The following is a 20,203-nucleotide window of genomic DNA, read 5'->3' as shown; positions in this document are numbered from 1 at the left end:
TCAGAGAACTCTAGAAGATTTTGACCTTTAAAAATATCCATAATATTATATGTTTACTGACAATAAAGATATGTATTTAGATACTGACCTCTATCATTTTAATATATCTGTTAATTAAAATATTGATTTACAACACCTAAGAACTAGGCTTGGGTTTTTGGCACATTGTTTGTATTCGGTAAGATATGTTTAACGAAAAACAAACACTCATGAAAAAATTAGCTTTATTTTTTACTGCAGTGTTCCTCATGGGGACATCAGTAGATGCAGAAACCATCTTAACCCATAAAGATAATACATACACTAATTCTTATTCAAACGGTTATGGTAATTCCTTTATTTTTACCGAAGGTGGTATTGAATTCTCTGTATTCCCAGATGGTCAATTTGATTTTTATGCACCACACTATGGTCCTGGAACCAACATTTCCATTAATACCTCTCATGTATCCTTCAGTTTCAATACTGGTTATGACTACAGTCCTTATGTACAATATGACGCATATGGGGCCATCATACAAATAGAAAATATTCCCATCTATTATGATTATTACGGTCGGATTACCCAAGCTGGCAATGTTAATATTAATTATAACACTTATGGTTATGTGAATCGTGTTGGTGGCCTCTATGTTCATTATGATCGCTACAACAGATATACCCATTATACAGGATATATCAACGTTTATAACCGTACATATGTCTACAGACCTTGGCATCGGTACTACGCTATACCAGCTCGAGATTATCGTGTTGTGTATACAAGACCATACAGACAATATTACAAACCTGTAAGACATCATTATTACAGACCATACGCTAATAATTATAGAGAACCTGTGAGATATTCACCACGCAGCCAAAGCTCAATAGGTTCAGGCCGCAGAAATGCGGTGGCCACCAATTCCCATAACAGCGACCGATACTGTCAAGAAGCGTCACCACGCAGAAGCTCTGCAGCAACTGGAAGAAGTAGCTCGAGATCAGTTTCTAACAACGCTATTCGAAGCAATAGAGCAAGAACCTCTGGGAATGCCACACACACTGTTAGTACAAGAACTTCAGAAAGCGCAAAAGTTAACCGTAGCTCTTCAAGAAACACCAACAGAGCGTCAACTGATAGAGCGGTAGGACAAAATTCAACAGTTCGGTCTGCCAATACCAAAGTTTCTAGAGGTACAGCTATAAACACTCATAACAGAAATACAAATGTAGGCAGAGTTTCGAGAGCAGTAAATAATAATACCGATAACGCTGTTAGAACCACTAGGAATCAGATGGAAAAATCAACAGCATCAAGAGCTTCCAGATCGTCAGGTGTGAATAAAAACACCGCTGAACGACGACCAAATACGTCACAATCTCGTACTTATAACAAAGCGCAAAACACAGGTAGCAATACCAAAGCCACTCAAAGTAGCACAAGATCGAGCTCTCGAGCGAAAAGTCAAACTTCGCCATCACGATCAAGATCTACACACAGGAGAGTAAATCAATAAAAAGATATATTTTTGACGTCCTTGTGGAATGTCCTGCAAGTAGTATGCCTCAAAGCAACTTGTGGGATTTTCCGTTTTTGATTATCAAAAGGTTCTTGATTAACATAAAGGAACAACTGACGAGTGCCAAATCTAGACTTGCTACTTCGGATTACCAACCTTCCTCTACTTCACTCTCAAATATTTACGGATCATCCCACTAATATCATCAGAAACATTCATCCAATAAATCAAGATGACATACATTAACGTAATTAACATTGATTTTAAAGCGATATTCATCAACGGATGAAATGGAAATTCCCAAAAGTAGAACAGACCAACCATGGCAATTATCAATAACGTCACCTTTAACGTATTGACGGTGAATGGCATCATATCAAACTTTTGTTTTACAAAATATATTTTAATGGTATTATAAATACATACCGCTAAAAAGGTTGCAAAAGCTGACCCATTGATGCCATACAATGGAATGAAAATCATATTTAAGCCAATGGTCAATAGGGTTAAAATCACACCAAATAGCAACACCATCCGATAATAATCACTGTTGAATAAAACCACATTGTTACAGCCCATCAAACAGTCATAAAGTTTGGCCATACTTATTAAAAAGACTACCATAAGTCCCCCACTAAATTGGGGAGGAATAGTATCATAAAGTGCATTAATATTCAACACGATCAGTAAAAAGATTAATCCGCCTATAATAAATAAGGTCTGCGAACTCCGCACATACAAATCTTCAAGTGCCACCTTATTCTTCTCATTTAAGTATTGTGCTGTTAACGGCTGGAGAATCTGTTGCATCGCTCTTGAAGGCACTACAATAACCGTAGCGATATAAATGGCAACGCCATAGTAGGCCACTTTTTCAATAGGGATATACATGCCCAACATAAAACTGTCTATATCAAGAATAACCGTGGCAATAGAACCGGCTATTATAATCAAAAAAGTATATTTTAAAATGGCGTTCAACCGGTCAATCCTATTAAACTTAAATACAGGCAAACGAATGCTAAACGCATAGAACATCATAATAAACATTCTTAAACCGTAAACCCCAATGACGCCAACAATAAAAGTATCTACCGAAATCCAATCAAAATAAACACAGAATAGAAGCACCATAATTCCAACCCGATGAAAAACCTCTTTTAGAAAATTTCCAAATACAGTTTGCATTTGTGTTTTGGACCAGGCAAAAAACACCTCGAAATATGCCATGGCTATGGCGGCAAAATAGATATACCAAACATAGTCGCCAATGATTGGATTTTTTTGCGACAGCATATTGGCAATGCTGTCATGAGCAATAATACCAATCAATCCAATTGGAACAATACACGCTAACGGCAAAAACAACATCAGCGTTAAGAAGCCATTAAGCGAGTTTTTGGTTTTAAAAGTGGAATAAAACTTGACAATGGTATTATGGACACCAAAAGCCATTAAAGGCATCATAATAGTAGCGGTTGATAACATAAAGGAAACCAAGCCATAATGCACATCAGAAATAAAGAAAGCATATAAATAGAGCGTGTTTAATGCGCCTATGGCAAATCCTAGATATGTTGTGACTGTATTTTTAAAAGATTGGTTGGTAACTATTCCCATAGAGGTTTAAAACTCGAAGATAATGATTTTGAACTTTAAGACAAGTGGCTAGATGAGATCGGCTAATTTTCTGGTTAGCGCTTTTCTACTGTACTGTTGCAAACCAATTGGATAGGAAGAAAGCGTCGAAGTTTTAAATTCCATAAAACAGGACAGCAGATGTTCCTTTAACTCGGTTTCAGAGTCATAATAAAAATAACGACCTGTATTGGTCGATTTTATAATGCGTTCCACATCTGAATCTCGGGGCCCCACTGAAATGATAGGCGTTTCAGCGACCATATATTCGAATAATTTTCCCGGAATTATGGCTTTCGTTTCCTCAGAATCAATTTCTATCAGTAATAAAATTTGCGATTGTCTCTGATATCGCAAAGCTTCTTTATGACTGACATAGCCCAAAATCTCAATATTTCCAGAGGGAATATACCGGTGGATCACATTGAGAACATCCTTACTTACCACACCTATGAGTCGTAATACGAAATCGTGTTCAAAATCTGTATTTTCCTTTATAAGTTCACCTAAAACTTTCCATAAGACCTCAGGGTTGCGTTCAGAAAGCAAAGATCCAATATGGGCCAAAGAAAACCTTTGATCTTTGGTTGTTTTCGAAAGCGGCATATGATCATATCCGTTTGTAATGACCTGAATTGGCTGATTAGATTTTTTGGCAAATTCCTGCTTAGTGTTTTCACTGGTTACGATAATATAGTCGGCAGTTGTGAGCACCTGTTTTTCCATATGCTCATGCTTTTTGGCAGCGCTTGAGGTTAGTTTTAGTTCTTTGTGATAACCAATCGTGGTCCAAGGATCTCTAAAATCAGCGATCCATTTGATGTGTAATTGTGATTTTAATTGCATCCCAATAAGATGTAAACTATGAGGTGGTCCCGTGGTAATTACGGTTTCTATATGTTCATTTTTAATAATTTCAGACAAATAACTGACCGAAGGCTTCACCCAAGCTATTCTGGCATCAGGAAGAAAATAATTCCCTCTAATGTACAACATGATTCGCTGAACTAAACTCTGCTTTTTTTTCTGCGGAATCACCCCAGAACTAATTGTTTTAGTGGATTTTTTTGATAGAAATTCGGCGAATTTGTAGGGTTCCTTTATAGGCCGTTTCAGAATGGTTGCCTTTTCGGGAATCTCAGTTATCAAACTCTCATCAAGCATTGGATAACTGGGATTTTCAGGGATATAAACCACCGGATGAATGTCGTAATCTGGAAGGTATTTTACAAATTTCAACCAACGCTGCACTCCAGGACCACCTCCAGGTGGCCAATAATAAGTAATAATAAGTGCTTTTTTTTGCATATCGCAAATCCCTGCCTACGCAGGAATCTTATAAATTTATAATAAATTATGGTTGTTGAAATATATATGCCTCCTCTTTCATTTTAAACTTACAATAAAAGCTTTAGCTTTATTCCAATTACGTCCGAATCTCAAACAGGAAACACAGTCCAATTTCAAAAATGGCACTTAATTTTGATCCTGAGATTGCTGTCTCCGAAGCAATACAATGCCTCCCAAAAACAGTAACCCAAACAAAATTGAACTCGCCAAAGCGATCGTACTTCCTGTTTTGACAACTTGAGCCTCAAATTTAAATTCAATAGTATGTTCTCCTTTCGGAATTGGCAGACCTCTTAAAACATAATCCACACGATAATGTGGCTGTAGGCTTCCATCAATATATGCGTTCCAACCATCCGCATAAAAGATTTCAGAAAAAATTGCAAAGCCATCGTTATCATTACTGGAGTTATACTTTAAGTAATTAGGCCTATACTCTGAAATAGAGATATTTGCAGTAGAATCTACATTAAAATTAGCAGAACTTAAGTCCTGTGTGGTAACCGCTTTAATTTTGGTGTTTAGGCTATCTAAAGCCATCATTTCGTCATTGGTAGAATTCACTTTTTCAATTTCAGAAATAAACCAGGCGTTACCATTCGCATCTTCATTTACATAAGGAAACACATTTCCTTTATCGTCATCGGCAATAATATATTTGGTGTTGAGCATGTTCAACACATGGATATTATTCTTCGAAATATAAAAATCGAAAAGCTCATTATATCTTCCAAGTTTTGCAGCATGATAGCCATTTAATGAATTATGAAAATAGGAGGCTCTTGCTGCACCTGAAGTTACGTCAAATACTCTAAAATACCCATCATCCTTCATGATTTCCAAATCTGCGGCATTTGCTTGAAAAGGCTTATTGACCTGAAGTGCAGATACAAAATTTTCATTGTTAACATAACGGCGATCTACATTTACCAGATCGAATAGAATCAATGCAGCAAATACAATGATGAGGACATTTTGCGATAATTTTTTCTTTAAAAATAACCAAATGCCTCCAGCTGAAAGTATAACCAAGATCAAGGTACGTAACGTATCATAAGTAAACATCGTCTTTCTGTCAGCTTTAAGCGCATCGACAAAACTCTGGCCATATTCGCCATAAACCTGTCTATAATAACCATCATTAACGCCTACAAAATCAAAAGATCCCTTAAACAGCAAAAACAAGATGGCCACGCCTCCCGAAATTCCCGCTGCAATCCTTAATGATTTAAGCTTCTGCTCATCTTTCTCAAAATCATTGAACAAACGCACCAAGCCAAAGATGGCCAATATAGGTATACAAAGTTCTAAGATCACCTGAATGGAACTTACCGCCCTAAATTTATTATACATCGGCAAGTAATCAATAAGAAAATCGGTTAAGAAACCTAGATTTTTACCGTAGGAAAGCAGTAACGACATAATGGTACCACCAACAAGCCACCATTTTAAACGTCCTTTCACTATAAAGAGCGCAAATACAAAGAGGAATAAAACAACGGCTCCAACATAAGCAGGCGCTTCCACAATAGGCTGGCTACCCCAATAGGTGGGTGTATTTTTGACCTCTCGCGCAGCTTCTAACGGACTTGCTCCAATTCCTGTATAAAATTTGAACATTTCTGAATCCTTTCCGACATCTTCGCCATTCCCTCCTCCTAACAACCGTGGAATAAATAGATTAAATGATTCTAAAAAGCCGTAACTATATTCTGTAATATATGCCTTATCCAAACCGGTGGAACTCGCCTTTGGTGAACCATCTGCATTTATGGTCAATTCACTTTTACCACGGGTGCTTTCCTTTACATATTCTTGAGTGGCCATGATGTTTGTGGCATTTAACCCAATCGCTATAATGACTGCAAACACCATTATACCCACAGATTTAAAAAAATGTGGTAGCTCTTTTTTCTTATAGGCATCAAAAAGATAAACACTGCCCAATATCAACACCAATAACAATAAGTAGTAAGTCATTTGATAGTGGTTTGCGCTCAACTCTAGTGCCATGGCGACTGTAGTGAGTAGAAATCCGGAAATGTATTTATTTTGAAAAACGAGTAGAATTCCGCTCAGTACTAACGGCATATAAGCAATAGCATGTGCTTTACTGTTGTGCCCAACACCTAAAATAATGATGAGATAGGTGGAAAACCCGAAAGCTAATGCACCTAATGCAGCCAATTTAAAATCGACTTTAAGGGTTAATAACAGAATGTAAAATGCTATAAAATAAAGAAAGAGGTAATCTGCCGGTCTTGGTAAAAAACGCAATGCAGAATCAAGCTTTTTAATATAATTATGTGGATATAATGCCCCTAATTGATAGGTTGGCATCCCCCCAAAAGCACTGTTGGTCCAATAAGTTTCCTCTCCCGTCTCAGCTCTAAAATCAGTTTGCTGTTTGGACATCCCAATATAATGCATGATATCACTCTGGAAGATTTTTTTACCACTCAATACCGGGCTGAAGTAGGCCAATGAAAGTGCAATAAAACCAATAATAACGAGAAGATGTGGTAAAAATCTTTTGATTGACAAAGCCATGAAGTATTACGATTGTTTAATTGCGGGAAATTAATCAATTTCTTCGTAATCGATGTACTCCCCTACTTTTTTATCAGAAGTCTGGTGCTGATGTGGCATCTTATCAATGACAGTTTCACCGTCCTTAGGACGATTTCTATCTTGTTGTTGAGGTTGCTGTTGAAATTGACCACCAAATTTCTCCTGCATCTTTTTTGACATATAGCGCGCCAAGAATGGAGCAAAAATTCTCATAAGAATCTTTACGCCATAATAGACCAACAAAATAATCAAGATGGTTCTCAAAAAACCAGTAAAGGACGCCATTTGCATGATGAATCGAAATTTTACCCAAAAATACAAATCTTCGCATTTATAAACAGTTTTAAAAACTTAAATAATACATAAATTATGCCTATTTATGGTACTTTTATCAACAACATCAAATATTCCAAGCCGCTTAAGCGCGTATTTTCAATCGATTAAAATCAATTGTGAATCAAAAAAAATATGTAGTTTTGAGGCTAATTAACAAGAAAATGAAACCTATCAAATTTTCAATACTTTTTTTTATTTTTACTTTTACCCATGTCGCATTTAGTCAATATACAGAGGTCATTAATTCGAACCGTCCAGGAGTTTCCCAAAGTGCTTTTGCTGTAGGTCCAAACGTCATTCAATTTGAAGCAGGACCATATCTAGTAAAAGAAGAACATTCGCTTTTAAAATATGATGTTTCGGGATATGGCGTCGATTTTGCCGCCCGATACGGTCTGATTTTTGAAGAGCTCGAGCTGAACGTCCAGGGCACTTTTCAAAATGACACTCAAACTTTAAATGCATCGCTCATCCCTCTTGATAATAAGCGCTCTAATTTCAAAAATTTGACCTTTGGAGCAAAATATATGATTTACGATCCCTACAGAAAAGCGGGTGAAGAAAAGCCTAATTTATACAGTTGGAAAGCCAACCGACAATTCAAATGGAAGTCGTTAATTCCGGCAGTAGCCGTTTATGCTGGTGCCAACTATGATACCGACAATAATCCGTACACTGCACCAGGAATAGAAGGCTTCAGTCCGAAAATTGCTGTAATTTCCCAAAATAATTTTGTTGGAGGTTGGGTATTTGTTGTGAATTTGATCAAGGACAGAATCGGGACTGACTATTCTGATTTTCAATACATTTTGACACTGACCCATTCCTTTAACCCTCAATGGGTTGTTTTTGCAGAAACCCAAGGAATCCACAGTGATTTTTATGCGGATAATCTATTCCGTTTTGGAGGCGCTTATCTTTGGAACAAGAATTTTCAATTGGACACGGCTATAACTTTTAATACGAAAGACACACCTTCCGTGTTTGGTGTAAACTTTGGAATGTCTTACCGCTTAGATTTTCATCAGGACAAAGAGATCGATAATGGGAATTCGGCAAAAGATGAATTAAGACGCCAAGAACGACAAATTCAACAGAAAAAAGAAGTTGATTTTAAGGATGACAAATTATAAGACCGCTTTATGATTACAATAAAACAAGTAAGTTCTAAAAAAGAATTAAAGGCATTTGTGACCTTCCCCTTTGAACTTTATAAGGACTCATCCAATTGGGTGCCTCCCATTATCAAACAGGAAATGGAAACCTTTGATAAGAAGAAGAATCCAATTTTTAATGATGCGGAGGCTACATTCTTTCTTGCATATAAGAAGGGCGAAATTGTAGGCAGGGTTGCGGCAATTATCAATTGGCTGGAAGTGGATCAACAAACACATAAGAAAATGCGTTTTGGTTGGTTTGATGTGATTGATGACCTAGAAGTTACCAGAGCACTTTTAGAGAAAGTCCACGAGATTGGTAAAGCAAACGCGTTAGATTATGTTGAAGGTCCGGTAGGCTTTTCAAACCTTGATAAAGTTGGGGTAATGACCGAAGGTTATGAATATTTGGGAAACATGATTACCTGGTATAATTATCCGTATTATGTAGATCATTTTAAGGAGTTAGGCTATACCGACGAAAAACTTTATTCTGAAAGCCGATTTCCTTTTTCCAATGTCAAAACCGAAACTTTTCTTAAAGCTCAGGAGTTGATCAAGAAGCGTTATGAGCTCAAGGCTTTGGGTTTTACCAAAACAGACGAGGTCATGCCTTACGTTGATAAAATGTTTGATCTCTTTAATCAATCCTACGCCTCTCTATCGTCTTTCGTAGCTATTACTGATATCCAGAAAGAATACTTTAAAAAGAAATTTATCAGTTTTGTCAATCCTGAATACATTAAATTTGTGGTTGATAAAAATGATGATTTAGTAGCATTTGCCATCGTCATGCCTTCGTTTGCGAGAGCTTTACAGAAAGCCAAGGGTAAATTATTTCCTTTGGGGTTCACACATATTTTGCATGCTAAGAAACACAGTAAAGAAGTTATCTTCTATTTAATAGGTATTCATCCAGAATATCAAAACAAGGGCGTTACGGCTGTTATTTTTGACGAATATTATAAGGAATTTACTAAAAAAGGTATTCAAAACTGTATCAGAACGCCTGAATTGGAAGACAACCTGGCCATTCATCAAATTTGGAAACATTTTAAACCTGAAGTTTTTAAACGACGAAAAACAGTGCGGAAAGATATAAATAAATAAAATTCCAATCTTAAAAATTCAAGTCCCAACTATTGTATTAAAAACCTTCGTTACTTAAGTATAAAAATCCCAATCGTACGATTGGGATTTTTATTTTATAAATGCGTAAATCTAAAGTCCCCTTAAGGGAATTGGACGATTTTATTCACCCATTGCTGCCGCTACTGTTGCGGATAATCTTTTATAGGTTCCGTTTTCCAAACGCGTTCTAATAGCGTCAAAAGCATCTAAAGTTTCGTTAATATCCTGTAAATCATGTGTTGCCGTTGGAATCATTCTTAGTAAAATCAATCCCTTAGGAATTACTGGATATACCACTATAGAGCAGAAAATTCCGTAATTTTCACGAAGATCCTTTACCAAAGCCATCGCCTCTGGAATACTTCCCTTCAAATAAACGGGCGTCACACAACTTTGTGTGGTACCAATATCAAATCCTCGGGATTTAAGTCCAGATTGTAAGGCATTGGTATTTTCCCAAAGCTTTTCTTTCAATTCTGGCATCGTTTTTAACATCTCCAAACGTTTGCGCGCCCCAACCACAAGTTGCATTTGAAGTGATTTGGCGAACATTTGTGAACGTAAATTATATTTTAGATAGTCAATAATTTCTTGATCTGCGGCAATAAAAGCACCAGTACTGGCCAAAGATTTTGCGAAAGTTGCAAAATACACGTCAATGCCATCCTGAACACCTTGCTCCTCGCCCGCTCCGGCACCTGTTTTACCAAGTGTTCCAAAACCGTGAGCATCATCCACTAAAAAGCGGAAGTTATATTTTTCCTTAAGCGCTACAATTTCCTTTAAACGGCCTTGCTCTCCGCGCATTCCGAATACCCCTTCAGAAATCACTAAAATTCCACCGCCAGTTTGTTCCGCCATTTTGGTAGCACGCTCCAAGTTTTTCTCTAAACTTTCAATATCATTGTGTTTATAGGTAAATCGTTTCCCCATGTGTAAACGTACACCATCAATAATACAGGCGTGTGCATCTACATCATAAACAATAATATCATCTTTAGCAACTAAGGCATCAATAGTTGATACCATACCTTGATACCCAAAATTCAACAAATAAGCAGCTTCCTTACTTACAAACTCAGCCAATTCGTTTTGTAGAATTTCATGAAGGTCTGTATGGCCAGACATCATTCGCGCTCCCATTGGGTAAGCGGAACCATAATCAATTCCGGCTTGTGCATCCGTTTTTCTAACTTCAGGATGATTTGCCAATCCTAGATAATCATTGATACTCCAAGTAATTACATCCTTACCACGGAATTTCATGCGGTTAGAGATTTGACCTTCCAACTTTGGAAATACAAAATAGCCTTCAGCTTGTGAAGCCCATTTACCAAGCGGGCCTTTATCTCTATAAATTTTATCAAATAAGTCTTTCATGTAATATTAAAATTATTCGGACATAAGCAGCCATTTTTATCAACCTTTATAAAGGTTTATAGACTAATGGCGACATCATCTTCGGTTAGCTTAATTAGTTTGGACAAAATTAACCAAATATCTTTTCTTAGCATAATTTAGTTATAAACCGCTGTTTATAAGATTTGATTCCACAAAAAATCCTACAACAACGTTAAGATGATGTTATAGGATCCTATCATAATCATTCAATTATTTTATATATTGAATGGTTTCCATAGTCGTAACCTTTTTGCTGTCAAAAAAGCCTTGATCTTCCATCCATTTATCACTGTACACTTTGCTCATATAACGCGATCCGTGATCAGGAAAAATAACAACTACATTATCGCCTGGCTTAAATTCGCCTTCCTCATTCAGCTGTTTAACGGCTTGCATTACTGCACCACTCGTATAACCCACAAATAATCCTTCGGTACGTGATATTTCTCGTGCTGTATGTGCACTTTCTTCATCAGTAACTTTGACAAACGTGTCGATCATATCGAAATCTGTTGCAGTCGGAATCAAATTCTTTCCTAACCCTTCAATTCTGTAAGGATAGATTTCATTATGATCAAATTCGCGAGTTTCGTGATATTTTTTAAGGACAGAGCCATAAGCATCAACACCAATAATCTTGACTGCTGGATTTTTCTCTTTTAAGTATTTTGAAGTTCCTGAAATTGTTCCTCCAGTACCACTAGCTGCAACCAAATGCGTTATCTGACCTTCAGTTTGTTCCCAAATCTCAGGACCTGTAGAATGATAATGCGCATCAAGATTTAATTGGTTAAAATATTGATTGATATAAATAGAACCCTTGGTCTCTTCGTGCAAACGTTTTGCAACCTCATAATAAGATCTCGGATCATCAGCACTCACATGGGCAGGACACACATAAACCTGTGCTCCCATTGCTTTTAACATGTCAATTTTATCTGGAGACGATTTTGAACTTACCGCAAGAATACACCTGTATCCTTTTATAATACTTACCATAGCGATACTGAACCCTGTATTACCTGAGGTGGTTTCAACAATTGTATCTCCTGGTGTCAATAAACCTTGTCTTTCCGCTTCTTCAATAATGTGTAGTGCAATACGGTCTTTTGAAGAGTGACCTGGATTGAAGGCTTCAACTTTGGCGTAGAAATCGCCATCATAATCAGCCGTCATTTTGTTTAATTTGATAAGAGGGGTATTACCTATGAGTTGCAATACGTTATCAAATACCTGAATATTTTTCTTCATAAACGCTATTTACCAATTACAATTTTAAAAAATGTAATTTCAAACCTTGCAAAGGTACGGTATTTTTTTCGAATTAGTCATTAATATTCTCTAAGTCTAACAAAAAAGCATACTCTTCCGCATCTTCTTTTAGGGCTTCAAATCTTCCAGATGCGCCACCATGGCCTGCTTTCATATTAGTTTTTAAAAGCAATTTATTGGTATCGGTCTTGTATGATCTTAATTTTGCAGCCCATTTAGCAGGTTCCCAATATTGCACTTGGGAGTCGTGTAAACCGGTAGTGATTAAAATATGTGGATAATCTTGCCTTTTCACATTGTCATAAGGGGAATATGATTTCATATAATCATAATAGGTTTTGTCGTTTGGGTTTCCCCATTCATCATATTCTCCTGTGGTCAAAGGAATCGATTCATCTAACATTGTAGTGATAACATCAACAAATGGAACTGCCGCTATAACACCATTATAAAGTTCTGGCGCTTCATTTATGACAGCACCAATCAACAATCCTCCTGCACTTCCGCCTAATGCATATAAATGTCTTGGAGATGTGTATTTCTGTGCAATTAAAAACTTGGAACAGGCAATAAAATCGGTAAATGTGTTTTTCTTTTGAAGCAACTTCCCTCCTTCATACCACATGCGGCCTAAATACTCGCCTCCTCTGACGTGGGCAATGGCATAAATAAACCCTCTATCTAATAAACTAAGTCGGATGCTTGAAAAATAAGGATCAATGGTGTGCCCGTAAGACCCATAAGCGTATAATAAAACTGGACTGGCTCCATCCTTTTTGATGCCTTTTCTATACACCATTGAAATAGGTATTCTGGTGCCATCAGAGGCGGTAGCCCATAATCTTTCAGAGGTATAGTTTTCTTTATCAAAATTAGGATCCAAAACATCCTGTTGTTTCAGAATGGTTTTTTTCTTTGTGACCATATTAAAATCTATACTTGACGAGGGGGTGGTCATTGCATTATAGCCATACCGAAGAATTTCAGTATCAAACTCTACATTGGTTGAGGTGTAAGCCGTATAGGTTTCATTATCAAAAGTCAAATAGTAATCCTCGGTGCCATCCCATCGCTTAATTCGGATATGGTTCAATCCGTTAGACCGCTCACTGATGACCAAGAAATCCTTAAAAATATCAATATCCTCAAGAAGCACGGCTTCTCTATGCGGAATGACCTCCGTCCAATGATTGAATTTGGTTTCATTTTCTAAGGTCTTCATGAGCTTAAAATTGATGGCACCATCAGCATTGGTCACAATATAAAAGTGATCATCATAATGTGAAATACTATATTCCAAGCCTCTTACGCGCTCTTGAAAGACTGCAAACTCGCCATCTGGCGTATCGGCATTTAATGTATAATATTCATTGGTCAAAGTGCTATAACAAGCAATAATGAGATATTTTTTTGACTTTGACTTGTAGACAGCCACTCCAAAGGTGTCATCCTTCTCGTGAAAAACAAGGGTATCATTACTTGAGCCACTTCCCAATTTATGTTTATACACTTTGTCTGAACGCAGTGTTTTCTCATCCTTGACGGTGTAGAATAATGTTTCATTCTCATTGGCCCAAGTTGCCGAACCCGTTGTGTCTTCAATAGCATCTTTGAAAATTTCATTGGTGACCAGGCTTTTGATTTGCAAAGTATAGTTACGTCTTCCAACAGTGTCAACTCCAAAGGCAATCATGGTGTTATCAGGACTCACGCTCAACCCTGCCAATTTGTAATAATCATGACCTTCAGCCATTTTATTGACATCAAAAAGCAATTCATCAGGATTATCCAAGGTATCTTTCTTTCTAATATATATAGGGTAATCCTTTCCTATTTCGTATTTCACAATGTACCAATAGCCATTATACTTATAAGGAACAGACTCATCATCTTCCTTAATTCGAGCTTTCATTTCTTCAAAAAGCGATTTTTCAAAATCCTTATACTTTGAAGTAACCGCATCATAATAATCGTTTTCAGAGTTCAGGTAATCAATGACGTCCTGATTTTCTTTGTCATTAAGCCAAAAATAATCATCTTGTCGATCATCGCCGTGGGCACTCAAGATTTTATGTACTTGTTTTGCTTTTGGTGGCTGCATATGTTCTGTCATGAGTTCGTTTTTAAAAGAATTTGCAAAAGTACTGTTTTTAAAGAATTTGAAGTACAGAAAAGAGAAAAAGACAGACGACGGAAGACCATAGACCGAACACTGATACCTGATAACTGGTGCCCGGCTTCGGACAACTAAAACCTTAAAATTAAGTGCCCTCAACATTTCGAATGTGTCTAAATCTTTTCTTAATTTTGCAGGATAAAATTTAAAACTGAAGAATATGTTTGGAGATATGATGGGCATGATGAGTAAACTCAAGGAAACCCAAAAAAAAGTTGAAGAAACCAAAGAACGATTGAACCATGTTTTGGTAGATGAACAAAGTAACGACGGTAAATTAAAAGTAACATTGACGGCCAGCAGAACAATCAAATCGATAGCTATTGACGAGGAGTTGTTGCAAGACAAAGAAATGCTTGAAGACTATTTGATCATGACCTTAAATAAAGCTATTGAAAAAGCGACCCAGATCAATGACGCTGAATTGGCAGCCGTCGCTAAAGATGGGATGCCAAACATTCCCGGGTTGGATATGTTTAAATAAACTTAAATCAGTAAATTGATTTCTGTGGCGATTTGAACCATTGCTGTCTATAAAACATTCAACAGTGGTTCTAATAATTTAGGAGTATTTATACGGAATAGATTAGATTCTTGCGAGACTTCAAAATAGGATTGAACATTTTAAAAATAAAATAGAATCGTTTTTCGTTCTTGAAAAGTCTGGTCAAAAATTGATATCTAAATATATTGTAATCTTTACCTAAAAATGAATCTAACGGATAAGCATCAACACGCATCATCTCATTCGTTCTTGTTTTTACTTCGTCAAAACTTATATTTGATTGGAGCATTCTGATCATAGAAAAAAACACGAGTGATTGCTGTCGCGCCTTAACACGCTTAATACAATCAACAGAAGCATTTTTATTTTCCAATTTTTCTATAATAGGTTGAAAATTCATAGCGGCAAATTGCATATCCCTGATAATATTAAGATAATGCTCAGACTCAACATTAGTCATGGCACTCCCTTCAGTAACCACCTGTCTATGTACATCTAAACTTAGGTGTGCAATTCTTTTTGCTTCTAGAATAAGTTCTAAGGAAAAGATAATATCTTCCAACCAACGGCCTTCCAAAAACCTTTTGCCAGAATTTATTAAAAATTCACGTCGAACTAAAAACCACCAAACTTCATTCCTATAATTAATACTTGCAATGTATTCTTCTCCTGTTAAAATAGGCGAAAAGACAGCATCACCAAATGGAGAATTGAAATCATGGTTATCTATGGCAGATTTGAGATTTGAGGAATAGGAGGATTTCGATATAAATGTTAACATATCGAGATTGTTACTTTCACAGCGTGTTAATAGTTTATCTAATGAATTCGGCATTAAATAATCATCAGCGTCTATAAAATAAATATAATCTCCAACCGCACGAGCCATTCCAAGATTTCTGGCAATACCTGCGCCACCATTTTCTTTATTTATAACTTTAATGCTACTATTGTCTAGAGCATATTGCTCTGCAATTTTAAGACTCTCATCAGTTGAGCCATCATTTATAATCAAAATTTCAAAGTCTTGATCAGGTAGTCCTTGGTCAAGTAAACTATTCAAACATCTACTAAGATGTTTTTCTGCGTTATAAACAGGAATTATAATGCTTAATCTCATAATTGATTGAGTCTTGAAGCTTTGAATACATGTAATGAGCTAGTTTAAGCTCTATAGTTATAAAATAAGAAGATCTTAAAAATGAAAGCTATTTGCTTTGAGGGAAAGCAAAAATTTAAAACCTAAGCAAATATAACATTTCCCACAAATTCTGCAAATAAGTTTAATTGAATGATGAAAATGACCATGTTATGAGTTTTATCTCTTCAAGACTGTGAATTCTCCTTTTTTTTTAAATAAAAATCAAAAAATCCAGAATAGGTTTTAGAGCTATCACCCCTTCAAACTTTTATGAATGAACAAGTTGCAATCAAAACTAGACTAATACCGATTAATTGCATTTTCAGATTGGCAAGTTGTTTATGAAAACACCAGACTTAAGTTGAAAAATTTATCTCAATAATTCTTTAACCCCACGTAATTTTAATGATATCTTTGTGCAAAATTCACATTAATAATGACTCCATCCGATCAAGTTAAAGGTCTTGTAGAACGCCTTGGTGCGTTGAGGAGGTATCTTTGACATAGATGCCAAAACTATTGAGATAGCAAACGAAGAAGAACAAACTTTCGACCCCAATTTCTGGAATGACTCAAAAGCTGCAGAGCTTGTGATGCGATCCATAAGAGAAAAGAAAAGTTGGGTGGAAGACTACAATTCAGCCAAAACTTTAGTTGATGAGCTCGAGGTTTTTCAAGAGTTCTATAAATCAGGTGATATTTCTGCCGAAGAATTGAATGAACAGTTAGATAAAGCTGTGGACAAGATTGAAAAGCTGGAATTCAAGAATATGCTTTCTGAGGAAGGCGATAGTTTGAGTGCCGTTCTTCAAGTGACAGCAGGTGCAGGTGGTACCGAATCGTGTGATTGGGCAAGCATGCTTATGCGCATGTATTTGATGTATGCTGAAAACAATGGTTTTAAAGTAAAGGAACTCAATTTTCAGGAAGGTGATGTAGCCGGTATAAAAACGGTGACTTTAGAGATTGAAGGCGATTTTGCTTTTGGTTGGCTAAAGGGTGAAAATGGCGTCCATAGATTGGTTAGGATCTCTCCATTTGACAGTAATGCCAAACGGCACACAAGTTTTGCCTCAGTTTATGTCTATCCATTGGTAGATGATACTATTGAAATTGAAATCAATCCTGCAGATATTGAAATTACAACCGCACGTTCTAGCGGTGCTGGGGGTCAAAATGTCAATAAAGTGGAAACAAAGGTGCAATTGGTACATAAGCCTACAGGAATTCATATTTCATGTTCCGAAACCCGTTCACAACATGATAACAGATCCAGAGCTATGCAAATGCTAAAATCGCAGTTGTATGAAATTGAACTCCAAAAACAATTGGCCCAACGTGAAGATATCGAAGCAGGCAAAATGAAAATTGAATGGGGAAGTCAGATCAGAAATTATGTGATGCACCCTTATAAATTAGTGAAGGACGTAAGAACTGGGCATGAAACAGGGAATGTTGACAACGTTATGGACGGTGAAATTGATGAGTTTTTAAAGTCTTATTTAATGATGATGGGTCAGAAAGATGAAAACCCGAATGAACTTTAATTAAAACGGTATTTCACCAAATTGGGATGACTTAATGAATTAGAATTTCCAAAGTTTCAAAATTGGGCAGTGCTTATTTTAAACTCTGGTGGATTGACGGTCATCCCCAATCGGTCTAATCAATTCCTATTGTATATTTTTATATTTAGGTAGTATTGAAAAAGGAGCTATTTTGATTAAATCAACCTGTATATTTCTCAAAACTTTTGAATCAACCAACGTGATTTGCGGATTTTCAGTGAACACCAATTGTACGTTGGATAGATATTTTTCGTCAAAACTGTCCTGTTTTATTTTAAATCCTTCGTATTCATTTAATGCAACACTTGAAAAATAATCTGCAAACTTGATATCATCTCCTCCAATCCAACCTTTAGAAAGCCTAAACCATAATGAAGGGACACCATAAGCATGACCTATTATAATGCCGTGCAATGAACTGGAGATTATTTTCTCACAAGAGCATACATCTTCAATAACTCTTTCTATAGGATCTAACAGATTTATAATTAAAATGGCATCACTTTCAATTTTCTTTACGGTTTCTTCATAATGTAAAAAATGTGGGATAATACCTAAAGCGTATTTTTTCTCTGAGCGCGCCTTGTAGAGCAGCGGCATCAATAGCGCGGGATCACCAATGGTCTGTGGTACGTCGTAACCTAGTTCTTTAAGTCTTAATTGGCTATACTTTCCTCTAACGGCATAAAAATTTGCGTTGCTTAAATGTTTATGCCTATGCATGATTCCTGAACCCCAAATATTACAATTAGGATTCGTGTACATATCAATGACACTCCCTATGGTTATTAAAAGATTATCTTTGGGGTTGGCAAAATATTTTATATTGAAAAACATTTCTCTTATTGACAACTTTCTATTATAAATGGCCTTAAGATAAATCAAAATGGACTTTTTGTTTAAACCTGCATGTATTAGAGGCGTATACATGGCTTCTTTCCCACTCAGGTGCTCTACAATATAAGGACCTAGCACATCGCCAAAATTCTTTTTTCCAAAAGGAACTTTATGCCAAAACATATTAATTTTATCCATTGATACTTTTTGTAGGGTAGTTTTTTTAAAACCTTAAGGTTCGAAAATAAAGGAAAATAATGTATATCAAAATAAAAAATTACAATTGGGACGCAAAATACTGACAAACTCTAATATGGTTCCAGTTTTCCAGTATATATTTATGCTTTAAGTATGCATTTATGACAATTTAAATGTGTTTGCATTAAAACACGAACCTAGTTGGTGTTTCATAAATTTACCGATAGCTTTGTAATTCATTATCTAAAAAACTTTGAAATTCAGAAATTTTGGTAATCGACATAAACGGGCAAGATTTCATTTCTTAAAAATAAATAAAAATGACAAACATAAAAACGATTATTTTTGATCTTGGAGGCGTTCTCATCGATTGGAATCCTGAATATGTATATTTAGACGTTTTTGACGGAGATAGAGAACAAATGCAATGGTTTTTTGATACGATTTGCACCAATGATTGGAACGAAAACCAAGATGCAGGCCATGCTTTAGCCAAAGCAACAGAAGAACGTGTTGCGCTTTTTCCAGAACATGAAGAAAAAATCAGAATGTTTTACGGGCGTTGGGAAGACATGCTTGGAGATGCCATTGAAGGTACAGTTCAAATTTTAAAGAAACTAATCGACAGCGAACAATTTCAAGTGGTTGCATTAACAAATTGGAGCCATGAGACCTTTCCTGTAGCTCTAAAGAAATTTGATTTTTTACATTGGTTTGAAGGAATTTTGGTTTCGGGAGAAGAAAAGACCAGAAAGCCTTTTAAAGATATTTATGAGTTGACCTTGGAGCGCTTTAACAGCATCGCAGAACACTCTGTTTTTATAGACGATAATCTACGCAACATCAATGCTGCAAAGGAACTGGGTATCAATACCATTCACTTTAAAAACCCAGAACTATTAAAAGAACAACTGAAGACTTTTGACATTTCTGTATAAGAAATTGCACTAAACCAACTCAAGTGTTTCCGGCAAGCAATTGATTTAATTTTAATTTACCTATTAAAAATAATTGTAATGATATCAATCTACCATAATCCCCGTTGCAGCAAATCTAGAGAAGGATTGGCTATTCTAGACACTGAACAAGCAAACTACCATGTTATAAAATACATGGACAATTTGCTAACTTTTGAACAACTTGAAGAACTTATTAAACTTCTAAAAATAAAGCCCATCGAACTCGTAAGGACTAACGAGTCTATTTGGAAGGAAAATTTTAAACATCTAGATCTTTCCGATAAAGAGATCATTGCCGCTCTGGCAGATCATCCCAAACTCATTGAACGCCCAATAGTTATTAATGGCAAAAAGGCCATAATTGGTCGACCTCCGCAGAAAATCCTCCAGATCCTATAGAGGTTTCTTTAACACAACTTTAACCAAAGTCCATTAAACCAACCTCTATTTTTGCACTCTAA

Annotated in this window: 16 protein-coding genes; 7 read left to right on the top strand and 9 right to left on the bottom strand. The window is 36.1% G+C overall.

The window, feature by feature from the left end; all coding sequences use genetic code 11:
- Nucleotides 1–209 precede the first annotated feature (209 nt).
- Complete coding sequence (locus G525_RS0115205) at nt 210–1,499, top strand: hypothetical protein (RefSeq protein WP_027126927.1); 1,290 nt, start codon at nt 210–212, stop codon at nt 1,497–1,499.
- Nucleotides 1,500–1,664: 165 nt separating this feature from the next.
- On the opposite strand, the gene G525_RS0115200 is transcribed toward G525_RS0115205, so the two are convergent.
- The 4 genes from G525_RS0115200 to G525_RS0115185 form a co-directional block, all read right to left on the bottom strand.
- A complete protein-coding gene (locus G525_RS0115200; RefSeq protein WP_027126926.1) occupies nt 1,665–3,122 on the bottom strand; it encodes an oligosaccharide flippase family protein in 1,458 nt (485 codons plus the stop codon).
- A 48-nt stretch (nt 3,123–3,170) separates the two neighbouring features.
- Nucleotides 3,171–4,448, bottom strand: coding sequence for a glycosyltransferase family 4 protein (locus G525_RS0115195; protein ID WP_027126925.1), 1,278 nt, complete (start codon nt 4,446–4,448; stop codon nt 3,171–3,173).
- A 168-nt stretch (nt 4,449–4,616) separates the two neighbouring features.
- Nucleotides 4,617–7,040 (bottom strand): YfhO family protein, encoded by a 2,424-nt coding sequence (locus G525_RS0115190; protein WP_027126924.1) that lies wholly within the window; start codon nt 7,038–7,040, stop codon nt 4,617–4,619.
- A gap of 30 nt (nt 7,041–7,070) precedes the next feature.
- Complete coding sequence (locus tag G525_RS0115185; RefSeq protein WP_035479832.1) at nt 7,071–7,352, bottom strand: DUF4834 family protein; 282 nt, start codon at nt 7,350–7,352, stop codon at nt 7,071–7,073.
- A gap of 206 nt (nt 7,353–7,558) precedes the next feature.
- On the opposite strand from G525_RS0115185, the gene G525_RS0115180 reads away from it, so the two are divergent.
- Both G525_RS0115180 and G525_RS0115175 read left to right on the top strand, forming a co-directional pair.
- Nucleotides 7,559–8,530, top strand: coding sequence for a transporter (locus tag G525_RS0115180; protein ID WP_035479830.1), 972 nt, complete (start codon nt 7,559–7,561; stop codon nt 8,528–8,530).
- A gap of 9 nt (nt 8,531–8,539) precedes the next feature.
- Complete coding sequence (locus G525_RS0115175) at nt 8,540–9,664, top strand: hypothetical protein (protein ID WP_027126921.1); 1,125 nt, start codon at nt 8,540–8,542, stop codon at nt 9,662–9,664.
- A 141-nt stretch (nt 9,665–9,805) separates the two neighbouring features.
- Here G525_RS0115175 and capB read toward each other — a convergent pair whose 3' ends face one another.
- From capB to G525_RS0115160, 3 genes are all read right to left on the bottom strand, one after another.
- A complete protein-coding gene (gene capB / locus G525_RS0115170) occupies nt 9,806–11,065 on the bottom strand; it encodes a cysteate-C-fatty acyltransferase (RefSeq protein WP_027126920.1) in 1,260 nt (419 codons plus the stop codon).
- A 231-nt stretch (nt 11,066–11,296) separates the two neighbouring features.
- The gene (capA, locus tag G525_RS0115165; protein WP_027126919.1) at nt 11,297–12,337 is read right to left on the bottom strand and encodes a cysteate synthase; all 1,041 of its coding nucleotides are present in this window, start codon (nt 12,335–12,337) and stop codon (nt 11,297–11,299) included.
- Nucleotides 12,338–12,410: 73 nt separating this feature from the next.
- Nucleotides 12,411–14,471: a S9 family peptidase gene (locus G525_RS0115160; protein WP_027126918.1), complete on the bottom strand. Its 2,061-nt coding sequence runs from the start codon at nt 14,469–14,471 to the stop codon at nt 12,411–12,413.
- 223 nt (nt 14,472–14,694) lie between these two features.
- Here G525_RS0115160 and G525_RS0115150 point away from each other — a divergent pair, with 223 nt between their 5' ends.
- The gene (locus G525_RS0115150; RefSeq protein ID WP_027126917.1) at nt 14,695–15,018 is read left to right on the top strand and encodes a YbaB/EbfC family nucleoid-associated protein; all 324 of its coding nucleotides are present in this window, start codon (nt 14,695–14,697) and stop codon (nt 15,016–15,018) included.
- A gap of 88 nt (nt 15,019–15,106) precedes the next feature.
- On the opposite strand, the gene G525_RS21875 is transcribed toward G525_RS0115150, so the two are convergent.
- A complete protein-coding gene (locus G525_RS21875) occupies nt 15,107–16,159 on the bottom strand; it encodes a glycosyltransferase (RefSeq protein ID WP_051209961.1) in 1,053 nt (350 codons plus the stop codon).
- Between the two features lie 457 nt (nt 16,160–16,616).
- Between G525_RS21875 and prfB the strand changes: the two genes are divergently transcribed.
- A protein-coding gene (gene prfB, locus G525_RS0115140) for a peptide chain release factor 2 (protein ID WP_157491951.1) occupies nt 16,617–17,727 on the top strand; the annotation gives its coding sequence in 2 pieces (ribosomal slippage) (nt 16,617–16,679 and nt 16,681–17,727; 1,110 coding nt in all).
- Nucleotides 17,728–17,853: 126 nt separating this feature from the next.
- Here prfB and G525_RS0115135 read toward each other — a convergent pair.
- Nucleotides 17,854–18,783 (bottom strand): polysaccharide pyruvyl transferase family protein, encoded by a 930-nt coding sequence (locus tag G525_RS0115135; protein ID WP_027126915.1) that lies wholly within the window; start codon nt 18,781–18,783, stop codon nt 17,854–17,856.
- Nucleotides 18,784–19,103: 320 nt separating this feature from the next.
- On the opposite strand from G525_RS0115135, the gene G525_RS0115130 reads away from it, so the two are divergent.
- Both G525_RS0115130 and arsC read left to right on the top strand, forming a co-directional pair.
- The gene (locus G525_RS0115130) at nt 19,104–19,721 is read left to right on the top strand and encodes an HAD family hydrolase (protein WP_035479825.1); all 618 of its coding nucleotides are present in this window, start codon (nt 19,104–19,106) and stop codon (nt 19,719–19,721) included.
- Nucleotides 19,722–19,799: 78 nt separating this feature from the next.
- Nucleotides 19,800–20,141: an arsenate reductase (glutaredoxin) gene (arsC, locus tag G525_RS0115125; protein ID WP_027126913.1), complete on the top strand. Its 342-nt coding sequence runs from the start codon at nt 19,800–19,802 to the stop codon at nt 20,139–20,141.
- Nucleotides 20,142–20,203: the final 62 nt, after the last annotated feature.

The organism is Gelidibacter mesophilus DSM 14095, from assembly GCF_000423005.1.
Lineage (GTDB): Bacteria > Bacteroidota > Bacteroidia > Flavobacteriales > Flavobacteriaceae > Gelidibacter > Gelidibacter mesophilus.
This window is presented reverse-complemented; position numbering and strand designations above follow the sequence as displayed.

What these genes read in the sequence shown, in the direction of transcription:
- G525_RS0115205 (WP_027126927.1), top strand. Translation starts at nt 210, where the DNA reads ATGAAAAAATTAGCTTTATTTTTTACTGCAGTGTTCCTCATGGGGACA.
- G525_RS0115200 (WP_027126926.1), bottom strand. Translation starts at nt 3,122, where the DNA reads ATGGGAATAGTTACCAACCAATCTTTTAAAAATACAGTCACAACATAT.
- G525_RS0115195 (WP_027126925.1), bottom strand. Translation starts at nt 4,448, where the DNA reads ATGCAAAAAAAAGCACTTATTATTACTTATTATTGGCCACCTGGAGGT.
- G525_RS0115190 (WP_027126924.1), bottom strand. Translation starts at nt 7,040, where the DNA reads ATGGCTTTGTCAATCAAAAGATTTTTACCACATCTTCTCGTTATTATT.
- G525_RS0115185 (WP_035479832.1), bottom strand. Translation starts at nt 7,352, where the DNA reads ATGCAAATGGCGTCCTTTACTGGTTTTTTGAGAACCATCTTGATTATT.
- G525_RS0115180 (WP_035479830.1), top strand. Translation starts at nt 7,559, where the DNA reads ATGAAACCTATCAAATTTTCAATACTTTTTTTTATTTTTACTTTTACC.
- G525_RS0115175 (WP_027126921.1), top strand. Translation starts at nt 8,540, where the DNA reads ATGATTACAATAAAACAAGTAAGTTCTAAAAAAGAATTAAAGGCATTT.
- capB (WP_027126920.1), bottom strand. Translation starts at nt 11,065, where the DNA reads ATGAAAGACTTATTTGATAAAATTTATAGAGATAAAGGCCCGCTTGGT.
- capA (WP_027126919.1), bottom strand. Translation starts at nt 12,337, where the DNA reads ATGAAGAAAAATATTCAGGTATTTGATAACGTATTGCAACTCATAGGT.
- G525_RS0115160 (WP_027126918.1), bottom strand. Translation starts at nt 14,471, where the DNA reads ATGACAGAACATATGCAGCCACCAAAAGCAAAACAAGTACATAAAATC.
- G525_RS0115150 (WP_027126917.1), top strand. Translation starts at nt 14,695, where the DNA reads ATGTTTGGAGATATGATGGGCATGATGAGTAAACTCAAGGAAACCCAA.
- G525_RS21875 (WP_051209961.1), bottom strand. Translation starts at nt 16,159, where the DNA reads ATGAGATTAAGCATTATAATTCCTGTTTATAACGCAGAAAAACATCTT.
- G525_RS0115135 (WP_027126915.1), bottom strand. Translation starts at nt 18,783, where the DNA reads ATGGATAAAATTAATATGTTTTGGCATAAAGTTCCTTTTGGAAAAAAG.
- G525_RS0115130 (WP_035479825.1), top strand. Translation starts at nt 19,104, where the DNA reads ATGACAAACATAAAAACGATTATTTTTGATCTTGGAGGCGTTCTCATC.
- arsC (WP_027126913.1), top strand. Translation starts at nt 19,800, where the DNA reads ATGATATCAATCTACCATAATCCCCGTTGCAGCAAATCTAGAGAAGGA.